The organism is Streptomyces sp. NPDC031497, from assembly GCF_055580905.1.
The window spans coordinates 47513-69324 of record NZ_JBVIKO010000020.1 but is presented as its reverse complement, the minus strand read 5'-3'; the positions used below and the strand labels follow the sequence as shown (position 1 = coordinate 69324).

At 70.4% G+C, this 21812-nt stretch carries 18 protein-coding genes and 2 pseudogenes; 10 read left to right on the top strand and 10 right to left on the bottom strand.

Annotation, left to right across the window (positions count from 1 at the left end):
- Nucleotides 1-4: 4 nt before the first annotated feature.
- Entirely contained in the window at nucleotides 5-937 is a 933-nt protein-coding gene (locus tag ACZ5K7_RS33815; protein WP_468919425.1) for an LLM class F420-dependent oxidoreductase, read from the top strand.
- A gap of 12 nt (nucleotides 938-949) precedes the next feature.
- Here ACZ5K7_RS33815 and ACZ5K7_RS33810 read toward each other — a convergent pair.
- Nucleotides 950-1260: pseudogene (locus tag ACZ5K7_RS33810) on the bottom strand (amine oxidase); the annotation flags it as partial.
- Between the two features lie 63 nt (nucleotides 1261-1323).
- Between ACZ5K7_RS33810 and ACZ5K7_RS33805 the strand changes: the two are divergent.
- On the top strand, nucleotides 1324-1923 hold the full coding sequence (locus tag ACZ5K7_RS33805) for an isochorismatase family protein (protein WP_468919422.1): 600 nt from the start codon (nucleotides 1324-1326) through the stop codon (nucleotides 1921-1923).
- Nucleotides 1924-1933: 10 nt separating this feature from the next.
- A complete protein-coding gene (locus tag ACZ5K7_RS33800) occupies nucleotides 1934-2845 on the top strand; it encodes a GlxA family transcriptional regulator (protein WP_351710786.1) in 912 nt (303 codons plus the stop codon).
- 105 nt (nucleotides 2846-2950) lie between these two features.
- On the opposite strand, the gene ACZ5K7_RS33795 is transcribed toward ACZ5K7_RS33800, so the two are convergent.
- Entirely contained in the window at nucleotides 2951-3520 is a 570-nt protein-coding gene (locus tag ACZ5K7_RS33795; RefSeq protein WP_468919418.1) for a GNAT family N-acetyltransferase, read from the bottom strand.
- 74 nt (nucleotides 3521-3594) lie between these two features.
- Entirely contained in the window at nucleotides 3595-4530 is a 936-nt protein-coding gene (locus ACZ5K7_RS33790; protein ID WP_468919415.1) for a MerR family transcriptional regulator, read from the bottom strand.
- A 255-nt stretch (nucleotides 4531-4785) separates the two neighbouring features.
- On the opposite strand from ACZ5K7_RS33790, the pseudogene ACZ5K7_RS33785 reads away from it, so the two are divergent.
- Both ACZ5K7_RS33785 and ACZ5K7_RS33780 read left to right on the top strand, forming a co-directional pair.
- Nucleotides 4786-5091: pseudogene (locus ACZ5K7_RS33785) on the top strand (GNAT family N-acetyltransferase); the annotation flags it as partial.
- Nucleotides 5092-5313: 222 nt separating this feature from the next.
- Nucleotides 5314-5976 (top strand): class I SAM-dependent methyltransferase, encoded by a 663-nt coding sequence (locus ACZ5K7_RS33780; RefSeq protein ID WP_468919412.1) that lies wholly within the window; start codon nucleotides 5314-5316, stop codon nucleotides 5974-5976.
- Between the two features lie 54 nt (nucleotides 5977-6030).
- Here the strand turns inward: ACZ5K7_RS33780 and ACZ5K7_RS33775 are convergent, their stop codons facing one another.
- Entirely contained in the window at nucleotides 6031-6429 is a 399-nt protein-coding gene (locus ACZ5K7_RS33775; RefSeq protein WP_468919721.1) for a transposase, read from the bottom strand.
- A 135-nt stretch (nucleotides 6430-6564) separates the two neighbouring features.
- Nucleotides 6565-7254, bottom strand: a complete 690-nt coding sequence (locus ACZ5K7_RS33770; RefSeq protein WP_468919718.1) for an IS110 family transposase — start codon at nucleotides 7252-7254, stop codon at nucleotides 6565-6567.
- Between the two features lie 650 nt (nucleotides 7255-7904).
- Between ACZ5K7_RS33770 and ACZ5K7_RS33765 the strand changes: the two genes are divergently transcribed.
- Nucleotides 7905-9404 (top strand): hypothetical protein, encoded by a 1500-nt coding sequence (locus tag ACZ5K7_RS33765; protein WP_468919409.1) that lies wholly within the window; start codon nucleotides 7905-7907, stop codon nucleotides 9402-9404.
- Between the two features lie 391 nt (nucleotides 9405-9795).
- On the opposite strand, the gene ACZ5K7_RS33760 is transcribed toward ACZ5K7_RS33765, so the two are convergent.
- On the bottom strand, nucleotides 9796-10527 hold the full coding sequence (locus ACZ5K7_RS33760) for a dienelactone hydrolase family protein (protein WP_468919406.1): 732 nt from the start codon (nucleotides 10525-10527) through the stop codon (nucleotides 9796-9798).
- Between the two features lie 459 nt (nucleotides 10528-10986).
- The gene (locus tag ACZ5K7_RS33755) at nucleotides 10987-11490 is read right to left on the bottom strand and encodes a DUF1203 domain-containing protein (RefSeq protein ID WP_468919403.1); all 504 of its coding nucleotides are present in this window, start codon (nucleotides 11488-11490) and stop codon (nucleotides 10987-10989) included.
- Between the two features lie 574 nt (nucleotides 11491-12064).
- Here ACZ5K7_RS33755 and ACZ5K7_RS33750 point away from each other — a divergent pair.
- Entirely contained in the window at nucleotides 12065-12577 is a 513-nt protein-coding gene (locus tag ACZ5K7_RS33750; protein ID WP_468919400.1) for a DUF485 domain-containing protein, read from the top strand.
- The gene (locus ACZ5K7_RS33745; RefSeq protein ID WP_468919397.1) at nucleotides 12574-14190 is read left to right on the top strand and encodes a sodium/solute symporter; all 1617 of its coding nucleotides are present in this window, start codon (nucleotides 12574-12576) and stop codon (nucleotides 14188-14190) included. Before ACZ5K7_RS33750 ends, ACZ5K7_RS33745 begins: the two co-directional genes overlap by 4 nt.
- A gap of 76 nt (nucleotides 14191-14266) precedes the next feature.
- Here ACZ5K7_RS33745 and ACZ5K7_RS33740 read toward each other — a convergent pair whose 3' ends face one another.
- Together ACZ5K7_RS33740 and ACZ5K7_RS33735 are read right to left on the bottom strand one after the other, a co-directional pair.
- Nucleotides 14267-18538: a discoidin domain-containing protein gene (locus tag ACZ5K7_RS33740; RefSeq protein ID WP_468919394.1), complete on the bottom strand. Its 4272-nt coding sequence runs from the start codon at nucleotides 18536-18538 to the stop codon at nucleotides 14267-14269.
- A 353-nt stretch (nucleotides 18539-18891) separates the two neighbouring features.
- The gene (locus ACZ5K7_RS33735) at nucleotides 18892-19083 is read right to left on the bottom strand and encodes a hypothetical protein (RefSeq protein ID WP_468919391.1); all 192 of its coding nucleotides are present in this window, start codon (nucleotides 19081-19083) and stop codon (nucleotides 18892-18894) included.
- A gap of 148 nt (nucleotides 19084-19231) precedes the next feature.
- Here ACZ5K7_RS33735 and ACZ5K7_RS33730 point away from each other — a divergent pair, with 148 nt between their 5' ends.
- Nucleotides 19232-19672, top strand: coding sequence for a phospholipase domain-containing protein (locus ACZ5K7_RS33730; RefSeq protein WP_468919388.1), 441 nt, complete (start codon nucleotides 19232-19234; stop codon nucleotides 19670-19672).
- Between the two features lie 141 nt (nucleotides 19673-19813).
- Here the strand turns inward: ACZ5K7_RS33730 and ACZ5K7_RS33725 are convergent, their stop codons facing one another.
- Nucleotides 19814-20557, bottom strand: coding sequence for a TetR family transcriptional regulator (locus ACZ5K7_RS33725; protein ID WP_468919385.1), 744 nt, complete (start codon nucleotides 20555-20557; stop codon nucleotides 19814-19816).
- Between the two features lie 91 nt (nucleotides 20558-20648).
- On the opposite strand from ACZ5K7_RS33725, the gene ACZ5K7_RS33720 reads away from it, so the two are divergent.
- Complete coding sequence (locus ACZ5K7_RS33720) at nucleotides 20649-21782, top strand: FAD-dependent oxidoreductase (RefSeq protein WP_468919382.1); 1134 nt, start codon at nucleotides 20649-20651, stop codon at nucleotides 21780-21782.
- Nucleotides 21783-21812: the final 30 nt, after the last annotated feature.

Genomic DNA, 21812 nt, shown 5'->3' with positions numbered 1-21812 from the left:
CGGCATGACGACCCGGCTCGGAATCGGTCTCCCGCAGAATCGGCAGTACAACCTCGGCAAGGACGTGCCCGACGTGGCACGCGCCGCCGAGGCCATCGGATACGACAGCCTCTGGGTGTACGAACGGGCCCTGTTCCCGGAACCCCAGACCCAGCCCCTGTACGGCGTCCCGGGCCTGCCCTGGCCGGACGCCTACCGGGGCGTGGCCGAGCCGCTGGTCACACTGACGCTCGCGGCAGCGGCCACCGAGCGGGTCGAACTGGGCACCGCCGTACTGGTGGCGCCGCTGCACATCCCCTTCCAGCTGGCGAAGTCCCTGGCGACTCTGGACGCGGCGAGCAACGGCCGGGTGGTCGCGGGCCTCGGCAGCGGCTGGTCCCTCGACGAGTACGCGGCCGCCGGGGTGCGTCCGTTCGAGGAGCGCGGCAAGGTCATGGACGAGATGCTCGAGGTGTGCCGGGCGGTGTGGGGTCCGGATCCGGTGGTCTACGAGGACGGCCGGATCACGAGGATCGCCTCGGCCGTGGTCGGGCCGAAGCCGGCCCGGCCGATCCCGATCCTGCTGCCGGCGAACACCCCGCGGGCGATGCGCCGGCTCGTCGACCACGCCGACGGCTGGCTGCCGTACGCCGACGGCCCCGATCAGGTGGCCGCTCACTGGCGCCAGTTGCAGGATCTCGCGGCCGAGCGGGGCCGCACCCGGCCGCTGCGGACGGTGGTGCGCGTGAACCCGGACTACACCGCCAAGCGGTACGAGGGGCCGGACCGCCAGCCCTTCCAGGGTGACGTCGAGCAGATCGTCAGCGATCTGATGGCCTACGCCGAGATCGGCCTCGACGAGTTCCTGGTCGACGTCTCGTGGGCCGCGCGGGACGCGCAGGAACTGAAGGACGTGGCCGCCGAAGTGTTCTCGGCGGCCCGTGCGGCAGGATTCTGACCGGCTCGCTCGGTCCGCGGGGAGTTCGACCGGCACGATCTCGTCGGAGAGGTCTCCGACCCGGGTCGGTCCGGTCGGTCGTACCGCCGAAGTGCTGCCATGACGCCCCAGACCGCGTTCAGCGCGGTCTGGAGGGCACCCTCGGCCCGGCCCGCCGTCCAGGAGATGCCGTCGCCGGCGAGGAAGGCGCCCCGCTTGTCCGCGGGCGGCCGTCCTGCACGAAGCGTTCTCCACCGCGCTTGACCGGGCCGCCCGCGCGTCGAAGCCGGAGCGTGGTGGCCGATGCCCAGCGGGGGTTCACCGGCTGCAGCTGTGACCGGATCGGTCCGTTCCCGGACCCGATGAGGCCTGTCGCCGCTCCAGCCCCACCGGTCAGGCTTGGGGACATGACCCGAGCACTGATCGTCATCGACGTCCAGGAATCCTTCCGCGCCCGCCCGCTGTGGGAGACCATCTCCGACCCGAAGATCGCCGGCCAGGTGGACCGGCTGGTCCGGCTCGCCCGCCAGGCCGGGGACCTGGTGGTGTGGGTGCTGCACTCCGAGCCCGGCAGCGGCGGTGTCTTCGACCCCGCCCTCGGACATGTCCGGCTGATGGAGGAGTTGCAGCGCCGGGACACGGAACCGCTGATCCACAAGACCTCGCACAACGCCTTCACCACGACCAACCTGCAGCAGATCCTCACAGAGCACGGCATCCACGAGCTCACTGTCTGCGGCATCCGAACCGAACAGTGCGTGGAGACCACCGCCCGCGTCGCGAGCGACTTCGGCTACCTCGTCACCTTCGTCATCGACGCCACCGCGACCAACCCCATCCCGCACCGTGACGCTCCCGCCGACCAGAGCGTCGACGAACTGCTCTCGGACCCCCGCACCCTGAGCGCCGAGGAGATCATCAGGCGCACGGAGTACGCCCTTTCCGGACGCTTCGCCACCATCACCACTGTCGGGCAGCTGGAGGCCGCGGCCGGACCTCGGGCATGATGACCGGATCGTGAGCCACATCGTCTTTCTCCTGGTGCCCGGACTCCATCTGCTGGACCTGGCAGGTCCCGCGCAGGTCTTCTCCACGGCCTCCGACTTCGGGCACCCCTACACACTCAGCTACATCGCCGAGCAGCCACTGGTCCCCACCGCTCAGGGCCTGCCCTTGGCGGCCCGGCTCGACTGGCCCGAACTCGACCACGAGGACCTGATCGTGGTGCCCGGCTGGCGGGCACCCACGCTGGTCGGCAGTCCTGCCATCGGCGCGGCCTCCCTGCGGTCCCTCCGTGACCACCACGCCAGGGGCGGGACCGTTGCCAGCGTCTGCGCCGGAGCCGAGGCGCTCGGCAGAGCAGGACTGCTCGACGGTCGCCGCTGCACCACCCACCACGATGTGCAGGACGAACTCGCCCGCCGCTACCCCAGGGCGACGGTCATTCGCGATGTTCTGTACACCGCCGACGACCGGGTGGTCACCTCGGCCGGCATCGCCAGCGGCATCGACCTGGCGCTGCACCTGATCGCCACCCGGCACGGCGCCGCCGTCGCCGCACAGGTGGCCCGGGACATGGTCGTCTACGCACGGCGCAACGGAAATGAACCGCAGACCAGCGCCATGCTCAGGCACCGGTCCCACCTCGACGACACCGTGCACCACGCCCAGGACCTGCTCGACGCCCGCTTCGACCAACCGTTGCCCCTGTCCGCCCTGGCCGCGACCGTGGGCGTGAGCGAACGTACCCTCACCCGTCTCTTCACCCGCGCCACCGGGGGCCTCACCCCGCTGCGCTATCAGCAGACCCTCCGTCTCGAACGCGCCGAGCACCTCATCAGCCACGGCGCCACGGTCGATGCCGCAGCCCGCGCGGTCGGCTTCGAGGACCCCCGCATGCTGCGCCGCCTGCGAGCTCGCGCGCACTGACCAGTAGCGGCCCACGCCCGCCGTACGAAGCACTCCTGGCAACGGGCCGGGCCGGCCTTCGGGGGCGCCGTCAGCAGCATGGCGAGGGGCAGGTACCCGGCTGGTTCACAGGTCACGCGGCCGTACGTGCACGTGGCCGGCGAGGGGGTATGCGGGCGGTGCCGCGGGCAGGAGGGTGGTCAGTTCGTACCGGCTCTTCTGGGCGACACGGCAGGACGCCGTGTTGTCCACTTGGTGCAGGAGTACAAGTCGGGTCAGCACGTCACGGGAGAAGACGGTGAAGGCCCAGTCCGTCAGCGCCCGCAGTGCCCGGGGCGCCACTCCCCGGCCGCGTGCATGCGCCGCGGTCCAGTAGCCGACCTCGGCGGACGACACGCGCGGGGTGACGTCCTTGAGGACCACGTGCCCCGCCAACTGTCCCCCAGCGCCTCCAGGTTGGGATTCCAGGACGGCGAATCCGAAGTGGTGGCCCGTCTCCCACCCCCGTTGCTGGTCCTGAATCCACTGCGCCGCGCCCGCCTCGTCGTTCACGGCTGAGCTCGTCCAGCGGCGCATGGCCTCGTCGCGAGACAGCTCGACCAGCTCGGCGGCGTCCGCCGGGCTCCAGGGGCGCAGTACGAGAGCGGGGGCTGTCGGTGTGGCGTCCGCACTCAGTTGTACAGCGGTCTTGGCCATCGGTTGACAGGACGAACCCTCAGTCGTTTTCAGGGCTGGATCTGGCTGCGTGCCGGGACTGTGGGGCCGTTGCGTCATCGGGCTGCCCGTACCCGCAGAGCCGTGACGGACCAGTCGACCAGCGGGGCCAGACGTTCCGGTACCGGCCAGTCGTTGATCAGCGCGAGCAGCTGCAAGTACTGGTCCCTGCGGGGGTCGCTCGCGGCTTCCAGGCGGTGCAGCAGCCACGTGCGCAGCTCTGCGTCATCGGGGCGGCCGTGGACGAGCGCGCAGCGAGCGGTGAGCGCCGCGACGACCGGATCGGCCTGGGGCGAATCCGCCCTGATGCCGCACGCCACGGCCGGTGCGACGACATCACGGGCGACGGCGACCGCGTCCGGGCGCGGGTGTCTGGGGGCGCCCTCGGCCAGGCTGCCCGCATGGTCCTCGGCCAGACGCCGCAGAGTGACGCGGAAGTCCGGGTCCAGGGACAGCTCGGCCAGCTCCACCCACGCCCTGACCTGGTCATCTGTGGGTTTTTCGGGGAGTTCGGGTGTCATGGAGCGCCGAGCTGCGGCGTAGGAGCCGCTGTGCAGGCCTTCGAAGACGGCATCGAGGAAGTCGTCGATCGTGCGTCGGCGTTCGGCTGCGGACAGTGTGGCCAGCTGGTGCATGAGTTCCATCTCCTCGGGGGTGGGCTCGCGTTCGGCGGCGGCCGTCAGCACGGCCCGCCGCAGACGCAGGACGCTGATCTGCACGTCCAGTGCGGCAGCATGCTCGGCGGCGACTTCACCGAGGGTGAGTTCCTGGTCCACGACCCGCCGGATCACGTCCAGGCCGAGTCCCAGTTCCCGCAGCGTCCGCACGAGGGCAAGGCGAGCGACCGCATCCGGGGCGTAACGCCGGTAGCCGGCGGGAGTGCGGCCGGCAGGTGCCACGATGCCGCGATCGGAATAGAACCGGATCGTCTTGACCGACAGCCCGGTGAGCCGGGCCAGTTCACCGATCGAGCAGAGAGTGCCGCCGTCCATGAGCCCACCTTCCCGTCTCCCCCTGGAGGAGACTCAAGTCTGCGCTCCACCTCCGCACGCCCTGCTGCCGGCCCTCTGCTTGCCCAACGTGCGAACGCCCCCCGTACCGACACACCGGCCCCGCCCTTGGGTGACGACACGACAGGGCGGCGTGCCACGGCCGGCTGCGGCAGCGCGAGACGGGAGATCGAATGACCGATGGCCACGGGGCCGCTCCACGCGCCGGGACGGCATACCCTCTCCGGCGACCAGAGGTCGCTCGACCGGCGCGGCGCGGAGCGTCCGGGGCACGTCCGTCCGGATGCCGGGGAGGCCGAGCTCGGCTACATGTTCCTGCCGCAGGCGTGGGGACACGGGTACGCCGCTGAGGCATGCGCGGCGGCACTCGGCTGGTTCGCCGCCGCGCTCCCCGGTGAACCGGTGGTGCTCTGCACCCAGACCGCCAACGACCGCTCCATGCGCCTCGCGGCGAAACTCGGGTTCACCGAAGTGGAGCACTTCGAGGAGTACGGCGCCGAGCAGTGGTTCGGCGTGTGGTCCTCACCCACGCCGTCCGGCTGAGCCCGTGTCCGGCGGCATGGAACCACGGGACCGACAGCGGGCCGTCGACCCCGGCCCGCGACCGGCCTCGCGGAGCAACTTCGGAGACATCTCAGGGGGTGAAGAAGTCAAGCGGTCCCTCGACAGTCGGCGGTCATGAAGCTGGTGATCTTTCAGTCGCGGTGAATCCCGTGTCGCATTGAGCGGGACGGGAGAGTGACCCGATCGGTAGGGTCCCCGGCCATGGACAGCGATGAGGATGCCCTTTTAACGGAGCAGATCGCCTACTACCGAGCCCACGCGGGCGGATACGACCGGCCCTACGCCGAGCGTGAAGAACTGCAGGAGTTGCTGGCTGCGACGGACCCTCTCCCGATTGTGGGGGACGTACTGGAGCTGGCTTGCGGAACAGGCCAGTGGACCAGGGGGCTCGCCGCCCGGGCCCGCTCCGTGACCGCCGTCGACGTGTCGGAGGAGACGCTCAGCATCGCGCGTGCGCGGGTCGCTTCCCCCAACGTCCAGTTCGTCCAGGCCGACCTGTTCGCCTGGCGACCCCCACGCCGCTACGACACCGTGTTCTTCGCCTTCTGGCTTTCCCACATCCCACCGTCCCGCCTACCGGGCTTCTGGGCCACCGTTGCCGGCGCGCTCGCACCAAACGGCAAAGCCATCTTCATTGACGATGGGCCCGCAGAGGCCGCCCGTGAGGAGGTTCTCGCTCAGCAGCCCATCCCTGCGGTGCTGCGCCGACTCGACGACGGTCAGCCGTATCGCATCGTGAAGGTCTTCCACGACGCCGGCGAGCTCACGGGCAAGCTCGCAACGCTGGGGTGGTCAGCCGATGTCCGGACCGTGGGCGGCAACTTCATCCTGGGCACCGCGGAACCGCCGACGACCGCCGGCTGACAGGTCACAAAGGCGGCAACTGGCTCTGTACGTTCATCCGTACCTACTTCCAGGTCACGCAGCTGCTTGAAGGAGCGGTGCGAATGCGCGTTGTTCGTCGAAGTGCTGCCGTTTCCGGAGGCAGTGATGGAGTTGACCGAGGAAGCGGTTGAGCAGGTGGCGCTGGGCGGCGTTGTGCCAGTCGACGTGTTCACGTCGACGTCGGCAGTGGGCGTTCGCTCCGGGGAAGGCCTGGAGGGCTGAGAAGGCCCGGAGGAAGCCCGCGTGCATGAGTCGATTGTTCTTGACGAAGCGGCGGCCGACAAAGTGCTTCTTGCCGGAGGCGCGGGTGATCGGGGCGGAGCCCGCGTAGGACTTGAGTGCTCTGGCGTCGGCGAAACGGGTCCGGTCGTCACCGATCTCGGCGAGGACGCGGGCACCAAGCAAGGGTCCAAGGACGGGGAAGCTGAGCAGAATCTCGCTGTCGGCGTGCTGGTGGAAGGCGGTCTCGGCGGTCTCGGCGAGGTCGTCCGCGGCCTGGCAGGTGGCGTCCAGCTGCTTGAGCAGCGCCAGCAGCTGCTGGCCGAACGCTTCCTCGACGGCCGGGAGCTACCGGGCGTACTGGGAGCGGAAGATGTCCCGCAGGCGTGCGGTCTCGGTGGAGAAGGCGCGGGTGCGGCCGCTGCGCTTGAAGGCGGCGCGCAGCTGGGCGGGGGTGAGTTTCGCGGCCTTCGCCGGGGTTGGAGCGAGGGTGAGGATCGTCCGGGCGTCTGCCCTGGTCAGGCCGCCTTCCTTGCCCTGGAAGGCGTGCAGGGCGGCGGGGTAGTACTCGCGCAGAAGTGAGCGGACCTGGTTGGCGACCTGCTGGCGACTCCAGAAGGCGTCCTGCTGAGCGCGGGCCAGCACGGTGATGGCCTGGGCGAGTTCGCTGTCGGCGGGCAGCGGGCGGTGGGCGTGCGTGTCGGTGCGCAGGATGTTGGCCAGGACCAGGGCGTCGCCGGGGTCGGACTTCTTGCGGCTGACGCCGTGCCGGTCGCGGTAGGCGGGAGGCGGCGAGCGGGTTGATCGCGAAGACCTTACGGCTGCCGGTGCGCAGGGGGCCACGAGCAGGCCGCGGCTGGTCTCGATGGCCACGGCTATGGGGGTCTCCGGGCTGTCGCCGTGTTCGGCCAGGAGGTCCAGGAGCTTGCTGTAGCCGGCCGCGTCATCGCTGATGCGTGCCTTGGCGAGCAGGGTGCCGGTGTCGTCGACGACGGCGACGTCCTGGTGGCGCCCCGCCCAGTCGATGCCGCAGAACACGGTCAAGCCATCCTCCTCAGGTCCGCTTATTTGTGCAGGTCACGAGCGCGTGCGGGTCACGCGGCGCCCTAATCCCAGGACTCTCGGTCCGCCATCTCAGTAGCCGTTCGTGACACCAGCGCACCCCAGGGACTCGATCTGTCTGCAGAGCTCACAGGCTCGCGGCTGGGAAAGAGGTCGACCCTGGAGTGGGCTCGCGCCGTGACGGTCAACGTCTGGCCGGCCGCCGTGAGTTTCGAGTGATCACGGAGGTGCCGGGCCTAGCCGCTCTAGCGGGAGGCCTCTCAGGGCCAGGCTCACTACCGGCATGGCCCGACACCCACGTCACCGCCACGGAACCCACCGAGTGGACAGCGGCGCCGGTCTCAGAGCGGGCCTCAAGGGCCAAAGAGGGCCAAGGCGTACCGCTGCCCGTTGTAGGCCGCTCATCCCGGCCCCTTGCGGGGAGGACCCGGCCAAGCCGCCTACACCCTGGATCAGGGGGCCTACCGCGACGAACTCGTGTCGGGAGGTGTCGCGCCGGTCGGCGACGGCCGACCTCGCACAACCCTTCAGCCCGCTGACGGGTCCCCTATTCGGCGGCGGGCAGCGGGCCTCCGCGGCCCGGCCCCGCCCGTGTCCGGCCTCGCAGCGATCCCGGGAGCCTCACCGTGCGCCACAACAGATCCTCCAACGCCGGTCGGCCGCGCCACGCGACCGCCACCGCCGCAACACTGCTGCTGATGATCGGCGCCACCATCACGGCGACGGCCCCGTCCGCCGACGCCGCTCCCGCACCCATCACACACGACGACTTCAACAACGACGGCTACCGCGACCTCGTGGTCTCGGCCCCCGGCGGGACCGTCAGCGGGAAGAAGGGCGCCGGCTACGTCGCCGTGCTGTACGGCTCCGCGAGCGGCCTGTCGACCGCGCACCGGGCGACGTTCAGTATGAGCACCCCCGGTGTGGTGGGCCTCGCCCAGACCGACGACCACTTCGGGCAGGCCACGGCCACGGCCGATCTCGACCGGGACGGCTACGACGACCTGATCGTCGGCACGCCCGGCAAGGACATCGGTGCGGCCGTCGACGCGGGCTCGGCCACCGTCCTGTTCGGCTCGCCCACCGGGCTGCACGCCACCGGCAGCAGAGGGCTGCAGGAGATCACCCCGGTGGCGGGCAACCGCTTCGGGGCGGCCCTGGCCGCCGGCTGGTTCAAGGTGGACGACTCGTCGGTGGCCATCCTGTCGAAGGACACCCTGTGGTCCTTCGGCTTCGAGATCACTTCCACCGGCCGCCGGATGGAAACGGACTACAGCCCCCTGTCGATGTTCGTGCCCTCGGATTTCCGTCCCACCGCCCTCACCATGGGCGACTACAACAAGGACCGCGCGGACGACCTCGTCATCCTCGGCAACGGGAGCTACGACACAGCCGGCGTGTACGGCAGGGCCATGTACGTGTCCGGCGGGCGTGGCGGGTGGGCGGACCGCTACGAACTGTCCGGCGGCGGCCAGGTCGGAGCCTCGGGGGACGTGAACAAGGACGGTTACGCCGACGTCGTGGTGGGAGCACCCGACGAACGGGACTCACAGGGCAACCTGACCAGCGCCGGTGTCTTCTTCGTCCACTTCGGCGGACCCTCCGGCCCGGGCAGCCCGGGCGGCGGATACAACCGTCAGTTCTGGACGCAGAACTCGCCGGGCGTTCCGGGCGTCAACAGGCCCGGTGACCGCTTCGGCGGCGCCCTCAGCGTCCGGGACGTCGACGGCGACGGCTACGACGACGTGGCGATCGGCGCACCGGGCAACGACATCGGCAGCGCCGTCGACGCCGGCACCGTCTGGGTCATGCGCGGTTCCGCGTCCGGCCTGACCACCAAGAACATCCGCGTGCTGAGCCAGAGCCCCCGGGCCGTCCCCAGCATCCCGGAGAGCGGTGACCAGTTCGGCGGCGCGGTACGGCTCATCGACGCCGACCGCGACAACAGGGCCAGCCTGGTCGCCGGCGCTCCCGGCGAGGACGGCGGCAACGGCGGGGTCTGGGTCTTCCCCGCCACCAGCGACGGACCCTCCCTCAACCGCTCGTGGTCCTTCAACGGGGGCACACTGCACGCCCCCGACCCCGACGCCCGCTTCGGCCAGACCCTGGCCCCGCACGGCCGCTGAACGCCGGCAGCCCGCCACGCGACACAAGACCACCCTGCTTCCACGGAAACACCAGAGGCTGTGACGAACCCCCGGTAGTGCGCCGCTCCGGCGCGGAGAACTCGGTCTCATCCGCCGTGCCGGACATGGCAACGTCCCCTCGGCGGAACACGATTCGATCGGGCCTCAGAGGGCGCGCGAGTCTCTGGCGCCGGGCCCAGCCCGGGGCGCGTGGGGGCAAGAGTCACCCCGAGACGAGTCCGGGCCCACCCGCTACGGGGGAAAGCGGTGGACCCGGACTGAGTCAGGCTCCCACACGGCCGCCCTCGGCGCACGGCATTCGCCTCCTTCGGCTCCGCTCCCGTTGCGGGCTAACGCGAGGACGGTCGGCGCCGAGACCCGGGACCCGTTGTCAGGCGAGGTGCCGGGAGAAGAATCTCAGTGTGCTGTCCTGTTCGAATGCCGGCAGGTCTCCGTGTTTCCCGGGGTTGGCGTGCAGCGTCTTCTCGGTCGAGGCGAAGGCGTCGAACAGCGCCAGGCACTGCTCACGCGGCACACGCTCGTCGTCCCACTGCACCAGGAACTCCACCGGAACGGTGATCCGTGCGGCGTCCTCGCCCGAGGCCAAGGCTCCGCCAAGGCCCAACACAGCGGCGCGTACACGGGGTTCGGCGGCAACGAAGGGAACGCCGAGTCCGCATCCCAGCGAGACGCCCCAGTAGCCCACCGGGCCGTCGCCCACGTGATCGAGTTGTCGGACCGCTTCCAGAACCGCCCGCCATTCCGGAACGGTCTGGCGGGCCACGAGCGCCTGGAATCCGGCGATCAGCGGCGCGAGTTCTTCCCCGGCCGCCGCACGTGCCTGGTTCTCGGTCGCGATCCGGTTGTACTTCTCGTCCAGCGGCCGATCGCCATGGCCAGGGACGTCGACCGCCATCGCCGCGAACCCGCACTCGGTCACAGAGCGGCGCGCACGGTCCATGATGTCGGGCGCCTTCTTGTGCTGACCGCCGCCGTGTCCCATCACGATGAGGGGACGGGTGCCGGCAGCGCCTTCCGGCGTCCACAGAACGCCGGGAATGCCGTCGAGGACAAAAAGCTGTTCGCGGACGCCGTCGGAGGACGTCTCAGAGGTGAAGCGCATAGCGTTTCAAGCCCTTCGGGATGCCTTCTGCGGGCACTCCTCAGGCCATGCGAGGGAGGGAGGCCCGACCTGTCACAGTGTTGATCGGTCTCACCTCCTCAGTTCGCGACGGACGCACGGCGGTGCCGAAGCTACCACAAGGGTCGATCGAGACCTTGACGGTGTCGTCCGTATCCCTCAAGTACGGGCACGTGGGCGGCCGCACACGGTTTCGAGGTGTGGGTCGGGGACGTAGTCCTGGGCGTCGGGTGGGGGCGTTCGGTGCGTAGTGGTTCGGTGCCGAACACGGTGCCTGCCGCGTCGAGCATCGGCGCGGGGCCGCACGCGTACACCAGGGTGCCGGGGGGCGAGCGCCGATGCCAGGGCGGTCAGGTCGGGCCTGCCCCGGTGCCGGGTGGCGACGATCCGTACCCGGTCGCCGTGGGCGGGCCGCCGACAGTGGTGGTCTCTCCCATTCCGTCAGGGGCGGTCCACGCGGAAGTGGTAGCAGCCGTATTCGACGGCGCGGACGTGTACCTGGGCGGTCTCGGGGTCGGCGAACGCCTCGGCCAGTGCGTGTTCGAAAGCCGCGCGGGAATCGTGGGGAAGCTCCAGCATGCGGCCGCCTGTGATGTGGCCTCGGCTGTCGTAGCGGCGCAGGACGCGCAGGGCACCGGGGCGCGTCCAGGGGTAGTCGGGGTTTTCCCCGGACGGGCCACCGCAGTCCTCGGCGTGGATGAAGACCGGCCCCTGTTCGTCGTAGGCCCCGGGGTCGGCGTCCGTCTGCGCCGCCCACCGGCGCAGCGGAGCGTAGGAGACCAGGGCGATCCGCTCTCCCCGGGTACTGGACCGCAGGCAACAGCGCAGAGGCGCGTCGCCCTCGTCGTCCGTGTACGGGCGTGGCGGATTCCCGGCGTCGTCATGGAAGCGGAGTTCCTTGAGGGCCGCGGCGGAGATGGGGAGGGGAGGGAAGATGTGAGTCATGAGTTCAGCGTGACGCGGACCGGCGCGGGACGCTGGCGGGAACCGGACGCCGCCTTCCGCGCCGGAGGAGCGCCTGTCAGAGGGGCCCGGGAGTCCGGTGCGCCGTAACCTCAGCGGCGAACTCGCCACGACCCGCCGACACCCGCCGACACCTGCCGACCGGGAGCGTGTGCGGGGCACGGCGGTCGGGACGTGTCGGTGGCGCCTGATCGGGGGCGAACCGGTGGGTGCCCTGGGGCTCGTGAGGTGTGCGACGGCGCACTCTTCGAAGCAATCGCGCCACCTCGCGCTCCGTTAGTGCTTCAGCACTCCTGGGCAGAGATCCCACGGTCAGCTCCGCACACCGCGGACCGCTCCCGCCGACCCCGGCCGCACCTCTGGCGGACCACGCCCACGCCGGAGACCATGGCGCCCTGCGCTCACACGATCGCGACGTACAAGACGTCGTCCCGGACGACCGGCGCCAACAGTTTCGCACCATCTTCGAGCCGCACGGCGTGCGGTCATCCGAACCGCTCTCCCCGCACGCGGTCCGCCACACGCGGGGCCGGGTCCCCTTCGAGGAGTTGCCGAAATGTCCCATGATTCCCCCGAGTTACCCTCGGACCTGTCCCCGAACGACCACTCCCCGTACGACCACTCCCCGCACCACCCACCCTCGTACGACCACTCCCCGCACCACCGCCCCTCGTACGAGCGGCCCCTGTACGACCGCCCTTCCCCCGCATGGTCGACCGGCCAGGACGAGCCCTCCGGGGTCCGTCCGCCGGACGCTCACTCCGGTGCCCACCGCACCCTGCGCCTGCTGCGGCGGGCGTACCGCTGGCAGCGGCGCGTGGCGACCTTCACCGCGCTCGGCTACTTCGCCGCCTTCCTGACCCTGACCGTCAAGGCGCCCTCCCTGATGGCCCACCCCGGCCCCGGCGGGCTGCCCACCGGGCTGGTCCTCGGCCTCGTCCAGATCCCCGTCACCTGGCTCGCGGTCCTCCTCTACGAGGTCACCGCGCACCGCTTCGTGGATCCCCTGGCGCGCCACGCCCGCCGCCAGACGCGCGTGGCCGTCGCGGACCGGGAGCGGACGCCATGACCGAGTTCAGCGGCTCCGCCCAGTCCTGGTCCCTCGTCGCGTTCTGCTCGGTCGTCGCCCTCACCCTGCTGCTGTGCGTGCTCACCGGCCCGGAGGCGGACGACCTCGCCGAGTTCTACACCGGTTACCGGTCCCTCTCGCCGATCCGCAACGGGCTGGCCGTCGCCGGTGACTACATCTCCGCCGCCACCGTCCTCACCATCGGCGGGATCATCGCCCTGTGCGGCTACGACGGCATCGTCCTGGCCCTGAGCGCGTTGCTGTCCCTGCTGTTGCTGATGTTCCTGCTGGCCGAACCGCTTCACAACACCGGCCGCTACACCATGGGCGACGCGCTGGCCCGGCGTCATCCGGCGCGGTCCGTGCGCGTCACGGCCTGTCTGGTCACCCTGGCCGCGCTCGTCCCGATGATGGTCGTGCAGCTGGCCGGTGTCGGTGAACTCCTGGCGTACGTCCTGGGGTTCACCGATCCCGGCATGAAGAACGGCTGCGTGGCCGGTGCCGGAGTCCTCATGATCACCTATGCGGCGCTCGGCGGGATGCCCGGCACCGCGCTCGTCCAGATCATCAAGACCGTGGTGCTGCTCGGCTCCGGGCTGGTCGTGAGCGTCCTGATCCTGCGCATGTTCGGCTGGCAGCCCCAGGCCCTGTTCCACGCGGCGGCCGGGCAGAGCGGGGCGGGGCCCGCCTACCTGAGGTGGGGGCTGCAGTACTCCAGCAGCCCGCATCCCGCCCTGGACATGGCCAGCACCCAGTGCGCGATCGTGCTCGGCGGTGCCTGCCTGCCGCATGTCACCATGCGGATGTACACCGCCGGCACCCCGCGTCAGGTCCGTCGTGCGATGTCCTGGGCGGTCTCCTCGGTGACCCTGTTCATCCTGATGCTCACGTTGATCTGCACGGGTGCGGCCGCGCTCGTCGGTCACGACCGCATCGCCGCCGCCGACGCCCACGGCACGACCGCATATCTCCTGGGCGCCCGCGCCGCGTTCGGAACCAGTCTGTCCCGGCCGGAGAGCCTGCTCTTCGCCACCGTCACCACCGCTGTCTTCCTCACCCTCCTCGCCTCCGTCGCCAGCATGACGCTCGCCTGCGCCAACACCCTCGCCCACGACCTGACGGCGTCCCGTGCGACTCCCCCGGCCCCGGCCCGGGAACTCGCCCTCGCCCGGTTCAGCGCCCTGGCCGTGGGCATCCCCACCATCCTGCTCGCCGTCCTCGCCCAGCACCGCAGCCTTCAGCCGCTGGCGACCGTCTCCTTCACCCTCGGCGCCTCGGCCATCGCCCCCACACTGCTCTACACCCTCTTCTGGCGCCGCTACACACGCACGGCACTCCTGGCCACCCTCATCGTGGGCACCCTGAGCGTCCTGGCCCTGGCCCCCGGCACCACGCTGGTCTCCGGGACACCGCTGTCCGCCTTCCCGGACGCCGACTTCGCCTGGTTCCCGTACAACACGACCGCCCTCGTCTCCGTACCCGCGGGCTTCCTGGCCGGCTGGCTCACCACCGTCCTGGCCGGGCGACGGGCCACCGCCCGGGAACGCAGCCGTTACGAATCCCACGAGCACCACCTGCTCACCGGCCCGCCGCCACACCACTCGCCCCAGTAGTGCCGGGCCCGTCGGACAACGGCGGGAAGGGGCGCCCCGCCAGGGGACGCCCCTTCCGTTCACCGCCCTTCGGAACCTACTCGATGTTGATCTTGAATGTGCTGGTCGTGTTCTTGATGTCCTGGGCGTTGCCGCTCATCCGCAGGTTGCGGAAGGTGGCCTCGCCGACGGCCGGGCCCTGGCCGGGCTCGGGCAGTTCGTTGGCCCAGATACCGAAGCCCGACTTGGCGTCGAAGGCGTCTCCGCTCTTCTTGGAGTTGGTGATGGAGACGTCGGTGAAGATGGTGTCCTTCACCGGGAACTGCGGCTGGCCGCCGACGTAGTTGGTCTGGAACATCACGCCTCCGTAGGTGGAGTCGTCGATGTCGACGTCGTTGACCCTGATGCCCTGGAAGACCTTCGAGGCGGAGAACGCCCAGATGGCGGGGAAGACCTGCGAGCCCCAGAAGTGGCCGCCCGTTCTGTCCAGGGAGACGTTCTCGATCGTCGTCGGATCGGTCCCGAAGCCGTTCATCGGGTAGCCGAAGTCCAGCGAGGAAATCGTGATGCCGGAGTAGACGAGGGTGTCGGCGACACGGATGTTGCGGAAGGTGTTGTTGTAGCCGCCGTAGACGGCGATGCCGGCCGCGCGCCAGGTGAGGGTGGACGTCAGGTTCTCGTACAGGTTGTTCTTCTCGTCGGCGCCGCCGGCGTCGATCGCCGAGAAGAGCGCGAAGCTGTCGTCGCCCGTGGCGCGGGCGTCGTTGTTGACCACGTGGTTGTCCGTGGAGCCGTTCGTCATGTTGATGCCGTCGGCGAACGTGTCACGGATGCGGGAGTTCTCGATGGTCATGTTGTCGGTGTTGGCGCCCCAGTAGAGGCACACCATGTGCTCGGCCCAGATGTTGTCGATGGTGATGTTCGAGACGTTGGAGAAGTCGAACACCTTGCCCGGGCCGTCGATCCGGGACGTGTAGTTGCCGAAGTAGGCGAAGCCGGAGAAGGTCGAACCGTTCGCGCTGGACTCGGCGCGGAAGCCCACGTCGGTGTTCTCCTGCGAGGAGGGGGCCCGGAAGCGGGTGAACCACGGTCCGGCTCCGACGACCTTGACGGCCTTGCCGTAGACCTGGAACTTGCTGGAGGTCTCGTAGTCACCGGCGGGCAGGTAGACGCCGACGAGCTTGCCCGTGGTGTCCATGCGGACCTTGTCGAGGGCGTTCTGCACGTCCTGGTGCGTGAAGCCGGCCGGGACCGTGTAGGCGGCCGGGTCCGGGTTCGGGATCTCCGTCGCCTGTTCGAGGTTGATGAAGTCGATGGCGTAGGTGGAGGTGTTGGCCGCGTCCTTCTGGAGGCGGATCTTGGAGCCGGCCGGCACGGTCTTGCCGAGCAGCAGGTTGGCCTCGTCGTAGATGTGTCGCTGGGCACCGGAGCCGGGCGAGTTGCCGGGCGAGGTCTCGTTGCCGTAGAGCCAGGCGTACTTCGAGGTGAGGTCGATCGCCTTGAGGAACTGGCCGTCGACGTAGACGTTCAGGGTGGTGTTGGTGCCGTCCGGGATGGAGAAGCGGGTGACCAGGGTGTTGGTCGCCGCGCGGGTGGTCCACTCGACGTACTGGCCGGTCCCGTTCAGCGTCACCGCCTTGCGGCCGCTCGCCTCGCCGGCGACGTCGCCGATGGTGCGGTTCGGGCCGACGACCGTGGCGCCGCCGCCGACCGTGCCGTCCTCGGCCTCGTACATGTCGTAGGGCATGTCCGCGCCGCGGCCGACGAACAGGGGCTGCGTGGTGGTGTTGTTGGTGCGCTTGACCGGCAGTTCGTTGGTGTCGTCGGCGATGACCGTCTTGACGGTGTACTTGCCGTTGACGGCCGTCCACGAGCCGAGGGCGATCGGTGCGGTCGTCTGGCCGGAGGCGATCGTGCCGGTGTAGGAGCCGCTGAGCGTCTTGACGGTGGCGCCGTTGGCGTCCTGGACCGTCAGGGTGACGCCGTGGGCGCCGGAGGCCGAGGCCACCGTGCCCTGGTTCTTGATGGCGACGGTGAAGGCGACCGCGTCGCCCGCCGAGGCGCTGGACGGTGTCCAGGCGACCGGTGCGGCGACCAGGTCGGAGCTGGAGACCGGCTTGACGACCAGGGCGTCGGAGCGGGTGAAGACGTTGTTCGCCTCGTTCTGCTCGATGACCTTGTTCGACGGGTCCACCTCGGCGCCGACCGGGTAACTGCCCGCGTCCCGGCTGCCGATGCTCGCGGTGACCGTCGTCGACTGGCCGGCCGAGAGGGCCGGGACGTCCGCCGTCGCGGCCTTCGTGCCGCCCAGCGTGAAGTTGAGGTCGGTGGCCTTGGACGCCTTGCTGCCGCTGTTGGTGACGGTCGCGGTCAGGCTGATGGCGTCCGACTCGACCGGTGCGGCCGGCGAGTTGGTGATGCCGGTGACCTTGAGGTCCGGGTTGGCGGCCGGGGTGCCGATCACCTGCACCTCGGCGACCTGCGCGCCCGGGGCACCGGTGTTGGACGCGAACTTGAGCTGGATGTCGGCGGCGGCGCCGGAGACCGGGATGGTCACCGTGTTGCCGGTCGCCGGGTTGAACGTGTAGTCCTTCGCCGCGGCGAGGCTGGTGAAGGCCGTGGCGTCCTGGTCGCGTCCGAGGACCTGGATGTTCTGGGTGCGGGTGGACCAGGCGGCGTCCGGGTTGAGTTTGACGACGACCTGGCCGAGGTCGGCGTTGGCACCCAGCTTGGTGGTGAGGGTGGCCGGGTAGGCGCCGCCGGCGCTCTCCCAATAGGTGCCGATCTGGCCGTCGTTGGCGTTCGCCGCGACGTAGGTGAAGGTGTACGAGGAGGCCTCGATGGGCTTGCCCTGGGCGAGGTCGGAGCCGGAGCCGTTACCGGCCCGGGTGACGCTGTTGCTCGCCACCGACACGTTCCCGGCGGCGTCCTTCGCCTTCACGTAGTAGGTGACCGTGGCCGTCGCCGACGGGGTGTCGGTGTACGTCGTGACGTCGCCCGCCACCGACTTGAGGAGCTGGTCGTTGGCGTAGATGTCGTAGCCGGTGACCTGGACGTTGTCGCTCGACGCCTGCCAGGTGAGCTTCACGTCGCTGCCGGCCTGCGTGAAGGCGAGGTTGCCGGGCGCCGTGGGGGCCTGGGTGTCGCCGCTCGCTCCCTTGCGGGTGACGCTGTTGCTGTTGGCGGAGACGTTGCCCGCCGCGTCCTTGGCCCGCACGAAGTAGGTGATGTCGCTGCCGGCCGGCTGGGTGTCGGTGTAGGTCAGGACGTTCCCGGCGACGCTCGCCCGCAACTGGCCGTTGGCGTAGACGTCGTAGCCGGTGACGGCCGTGTCGTCGGTGGCCGCGCTCCAGGTCAGCTTGATCTGGCCGGTGGCGGGCTCGGTGTAGCTCAGGTTGGACGGAGCGGTGGGCGCCTGGGTGTCGCCGGTCGCCGGCCCGTACACCTCCAGCTCGGACGCCTGCCCGGCGGGCCAGCCGCTGTTGGCGGTGAACAGCACGCGCACGTACCGCTTGGTGGTCGTGTCGAAGGTGATGGTCGTCGACTGGTCGTTGGAGCTGTCGAAGGTGTACGCCTTCGAAGCCGTCAGGTCGGTGAAGTTCTGGTTGTCGGTCGAGCCCTGGACCTTGAAGGTCTGGCTGCGGCTGGGCCAGCCGCTGGGCAGCCGGAGCGTCACCTGGTTGATCTGGACCGACGAGCCGAGGTCGACCTGGAGCCACTGCGGGAAGGCGTTGTTCGTGCTCTCCCAGTAGGTGTTGCGGTTGCCGTCACCGGCGTTGGCCGCGCCGTAGACGTCGGCGTGGCCGCTCTCGCTGAAGGGCTTGCCCTGGGCGAGGTTGGGGGTCGAGGCGGCGGTCGTGAGGACCTGCATCTCGGCGAGCTGCGCGGTGGCGGCGACCGAGTTGGCGGTGAAGTCGGCCCGGACGTACCGGGCGAGGGTGGCCGGGAAGGAGACCTTCACCGTGTTGCCGTTGCCCGGGCTGAAGACGTACTGCGCCGACGACTTGAGCGTGGCGAAGCTCTTGCCGTCGGCGCTGCCCTGAAGGGCCAGCGTCTGCTTGCGGGTCTGCCACTGCTCGGGCAGCCGCAGCACGACCTGGCGGACGCGCTCGGTCCGTCCGAGGTCGGTCTGGACCCACTGGGCGGACTTCTTCCCGGCCTGCCAGTAGGTGTCGGTGTCGCCGTCGGTGACATTGGCGGCCGCGTGCGCGGCGCGGGCGCTGCCCGCCTTGGTCCTGGCGTCCGCGGCGGCGTTGGGCCCGCCGGCCGCGTGCGCGCCGACGGCGGGCAGGCCCAGGACCATCACGGCGGAGGCGAGCACAGCGGTCGCTGCGCGCCGTCTCCAGGATCTCGGCTTGTGTCGAGTCATGCGGGGTCGCTTTCTGCGGAGGCTCGCACACCGAGGGGGCGGCGAGGGCGGCTCGTTCCTGGCGGAGTGGTGCAGAAAGGTGCGGGGGCTGACGGATCTCTGCGGTGTTTCTGCGGAGCGGTGGCACGATGACGCAGCGCGCAGGTTATTGCGTTGTTTCATCGAAATATTGCAGAGAGCTGTGGACCGGTCCACAGACAGGACGACACAAGTTTCACCAGAAGCGCTCATGACTCCGTGACGCAGGCGGCCAAAGTGCAAGCACCTGGACGTACTTCACAGGACCGGATACCTGGCCTGCCACTCGGATCTGCGCACTGCGCTTGCGTCACCGGACCGCAAGCGAACGCAAGTCACGCAACATTTTGCGTGACTTGCGTCGCGCACCTACAGCGCCCCGCTTCACCGTGGGCGCGCTGCGCGTCGAGGCGGGCCTCTACCCCTACGACCAGTTCGCCGACGGGGTTCTTCTGGTCGGCGAACTCGAACTCGACCACGAGACCATAGCCCTGCCCGACGAGAGCGGCCTGAGCGTCGTCGTCCACAGCGCGGCCCCGGCACACCCGCCGAGGACGCCCTCACCCTCCTCGCCGGCTGGAGCGCCACCGCGGCGCACGACCAGGAGGCGGACGCCGCCGGGAAACCTCCGCCCGGCCGGCCCCGACCTGGGGCAGAAGCCGGCCGGCGGCCGCGGTGCCGCCGAGCGGCCTCCGGCGGGAGGCTCCCGGTCCGTGCCGACCATCGCGACGCCCGCTGTACGCCGCCGCGACCGACGGCCGCTACGACTTCTCGGTGCACGGCGCGGACGGGTTCGTCCGCCGCTTCGCCGGGACGGTCGTGCGCGACGGCCAGGCCGATGTGGCGGTGCCTTCCGTCACGGCGGCGCTGACGCACACCGCACGCGCCCAGGACGCCGGGATCGAGCTGGAGCTGCGCAACGCCGGCGGTACCGAGGCGGCCTTCACGGTCACCCCGAACGACTTCGCCGGCAAGGAGCAGACCGTGTGGGTCAAGGCGGGCGGCCACTCCCGGGTGACCTGGCACACCGACGAGGGCCGGTACGACATCACGGTCACCGCGGGAACCGGGACGCGGTTCGCACAGCGCTACGCGGGGACCGTGCACCCGGGCTGAGCCACGGTGCCCGGGGCATGGCGACCGGGCCATGCGAGAGGGGACCGGATACGGGCTGCGCCGTCCGTATCCGGTCCCCTTCTGTTCTGTCTGTTCTGTCTGTTCTGTCTGTTCTGTGGGTGTGGGTCGGGGGCGGTGTGATCAGGGCGAGCCGGTTTCGCCCGAGACCGGCGGGGTGCCCCGCCGCCCGCCGGACGGGTGGAGGGTGGTGATGCCGGTGAGGACGTAGTCGATCCCGGCGAGGAACTGCTCGCGGTCGTCGTGCTCGCGCATGTGGTCCGCGACGGCCCGGGTGAACGGGTAGTCGTCGGGGTCGAGCTCTTTCCATGCCGTCGAGACGGCGCCGAGGAACTCCTCACGGTCCGTGTCGGGGCCGGGGGCGCCGGCGTTCACGGCGTTCTGGCCGGCCGCGCCGAGGATGTAGTGCAACAGCGCCGAGGTCGCCGTGAACCAGCTGCTCTCGGGCACGCCGAGGGCGCGGACCTGTCGGCCGATGCTTTCGAAGATCCGCGCTGTCACCGTCCCCCAGGGGGCGCGGGCGAGCTGCACGGCGAGCTGGGTGGCCAGCCACGGGTGTTCCTCGATCGCGCCCGACAGGCCGAGGGCGACGGCACGGATCCCGTCCTGCGGCGAGCCCGCGGGTTCGGCGCGATCGGCGGCCAGGGCCGCGGCGACGACGCCTTCGGTGGCGGCGCTGAGCAGCTCGTCCTTGTTGGCCACGTGCCAGTAGACCGCCCCGGGGCCGGTGGCGAGGCGCTCTGTGAGCGCCCGGAACGTCAGCCCGCTCTCGCCTGACGCATCGAGCAGTTCGACGGCGGCCTCGACGATGCGTTCCCGCGAGAGCGCCTGTGTGCGCCGCTGTGACCGGCGCGTCCGCGTTGCCATGCCGCCATCTTGACACATCTGGTACGCCGTTCCAGCATGGAGCGTCGTTCCATTATGGAACGGCGTACCAGAGTGGTGAAGGAGAGCCATCATGCACACCCACGTCACGATCATCGGCGCCGGACTCGGCGGCCTCACGCTCGCCCGCGTCCTGTACGTGCACGGAATCCCGGCCACGGTGTACGAGGCGGAGGCCTCCGCGACCGCACGGACGCAGGGCGGGATGCTCGACATCCATGAGCACAACGGCCAGGCGGCCCTCGATGCGGCAGGCCTGACCGAGGAGTTCCGAGCTCTCGTCCTGGAGGGCCGCGAGGCGACCCGGGCCCTCGCCCCGGACGGGACGGTGCTGGTCGACGAGCCCGACGACGGTACGGGGGGCCGCCCCGAGGTGCTGCGTGGCGAGCTGCGGCGGGTCCTGCTCGACTCGCTCCCCGCCGGCACCGTTCGCTGGGGCCACAAGGTCGGCGGGGTCCGTGCCCTCGGCGACGGCCGCCACGAGGTGACCTTCGCCGACGGCGGCTCCGTCACCACGAGCCTGCTGGTCGGCGCGGACGGCGCGTGGTCACGGGTCCGGCCACTGCTGTCCGACGCGGTGCCCGAGTACGTCGGCACGTCGTTCGTCGAGACCTACCTCTTCGACGCCGACACCCGGCACCCGGCCACCGCGAAGGCGGTCGGCGGCGGGGCGATGTTCGCGCTGGCGCCGGGGAAGGGGATCCAGGCCCACCGGGAGAGCGGCGGGACCCTGCACACCTATGTGGCACTCCGCAGGACGCTGGACTGGTTCGCCGGCATCGACTTCACCGACGCCGGAGGGGCGGCCGCGCGGATCGCGGCGGAGTTCGACGGCTGGGCACCGGAGCTCACCGCGCTGATCACCGACGGCGAGACCGCGCCGGTCCTGCGGCCCCTCCACACGCTGCCCGTCGGGCACCGGTGGGACCGGGTGCCGGGAGTGACCCTGCTCGGCGACGCCGCCCACCTCATGATCCCGAACGGCGAGGGCGCCAACCTGGCCATGTACGACGGCGCCGAACTCGGCAAAGTCCTCGCCGCGCACCAGGACGGCACCGAGGCCGCGCTCACGGCGTACGAGCGGGCCATGTTCTCGCGCAGCGCCGAGGAGGCCGTCGAAGCCGTCCAGCTCCACGAACTCATGTTCGGCGACGACTCGCCCCACGGCCTGATCGACATGTTCACCGGACACGAGCAGACCGCATGAGGCGCTCGCCGGGCCCGCCGGGGGCGTCGG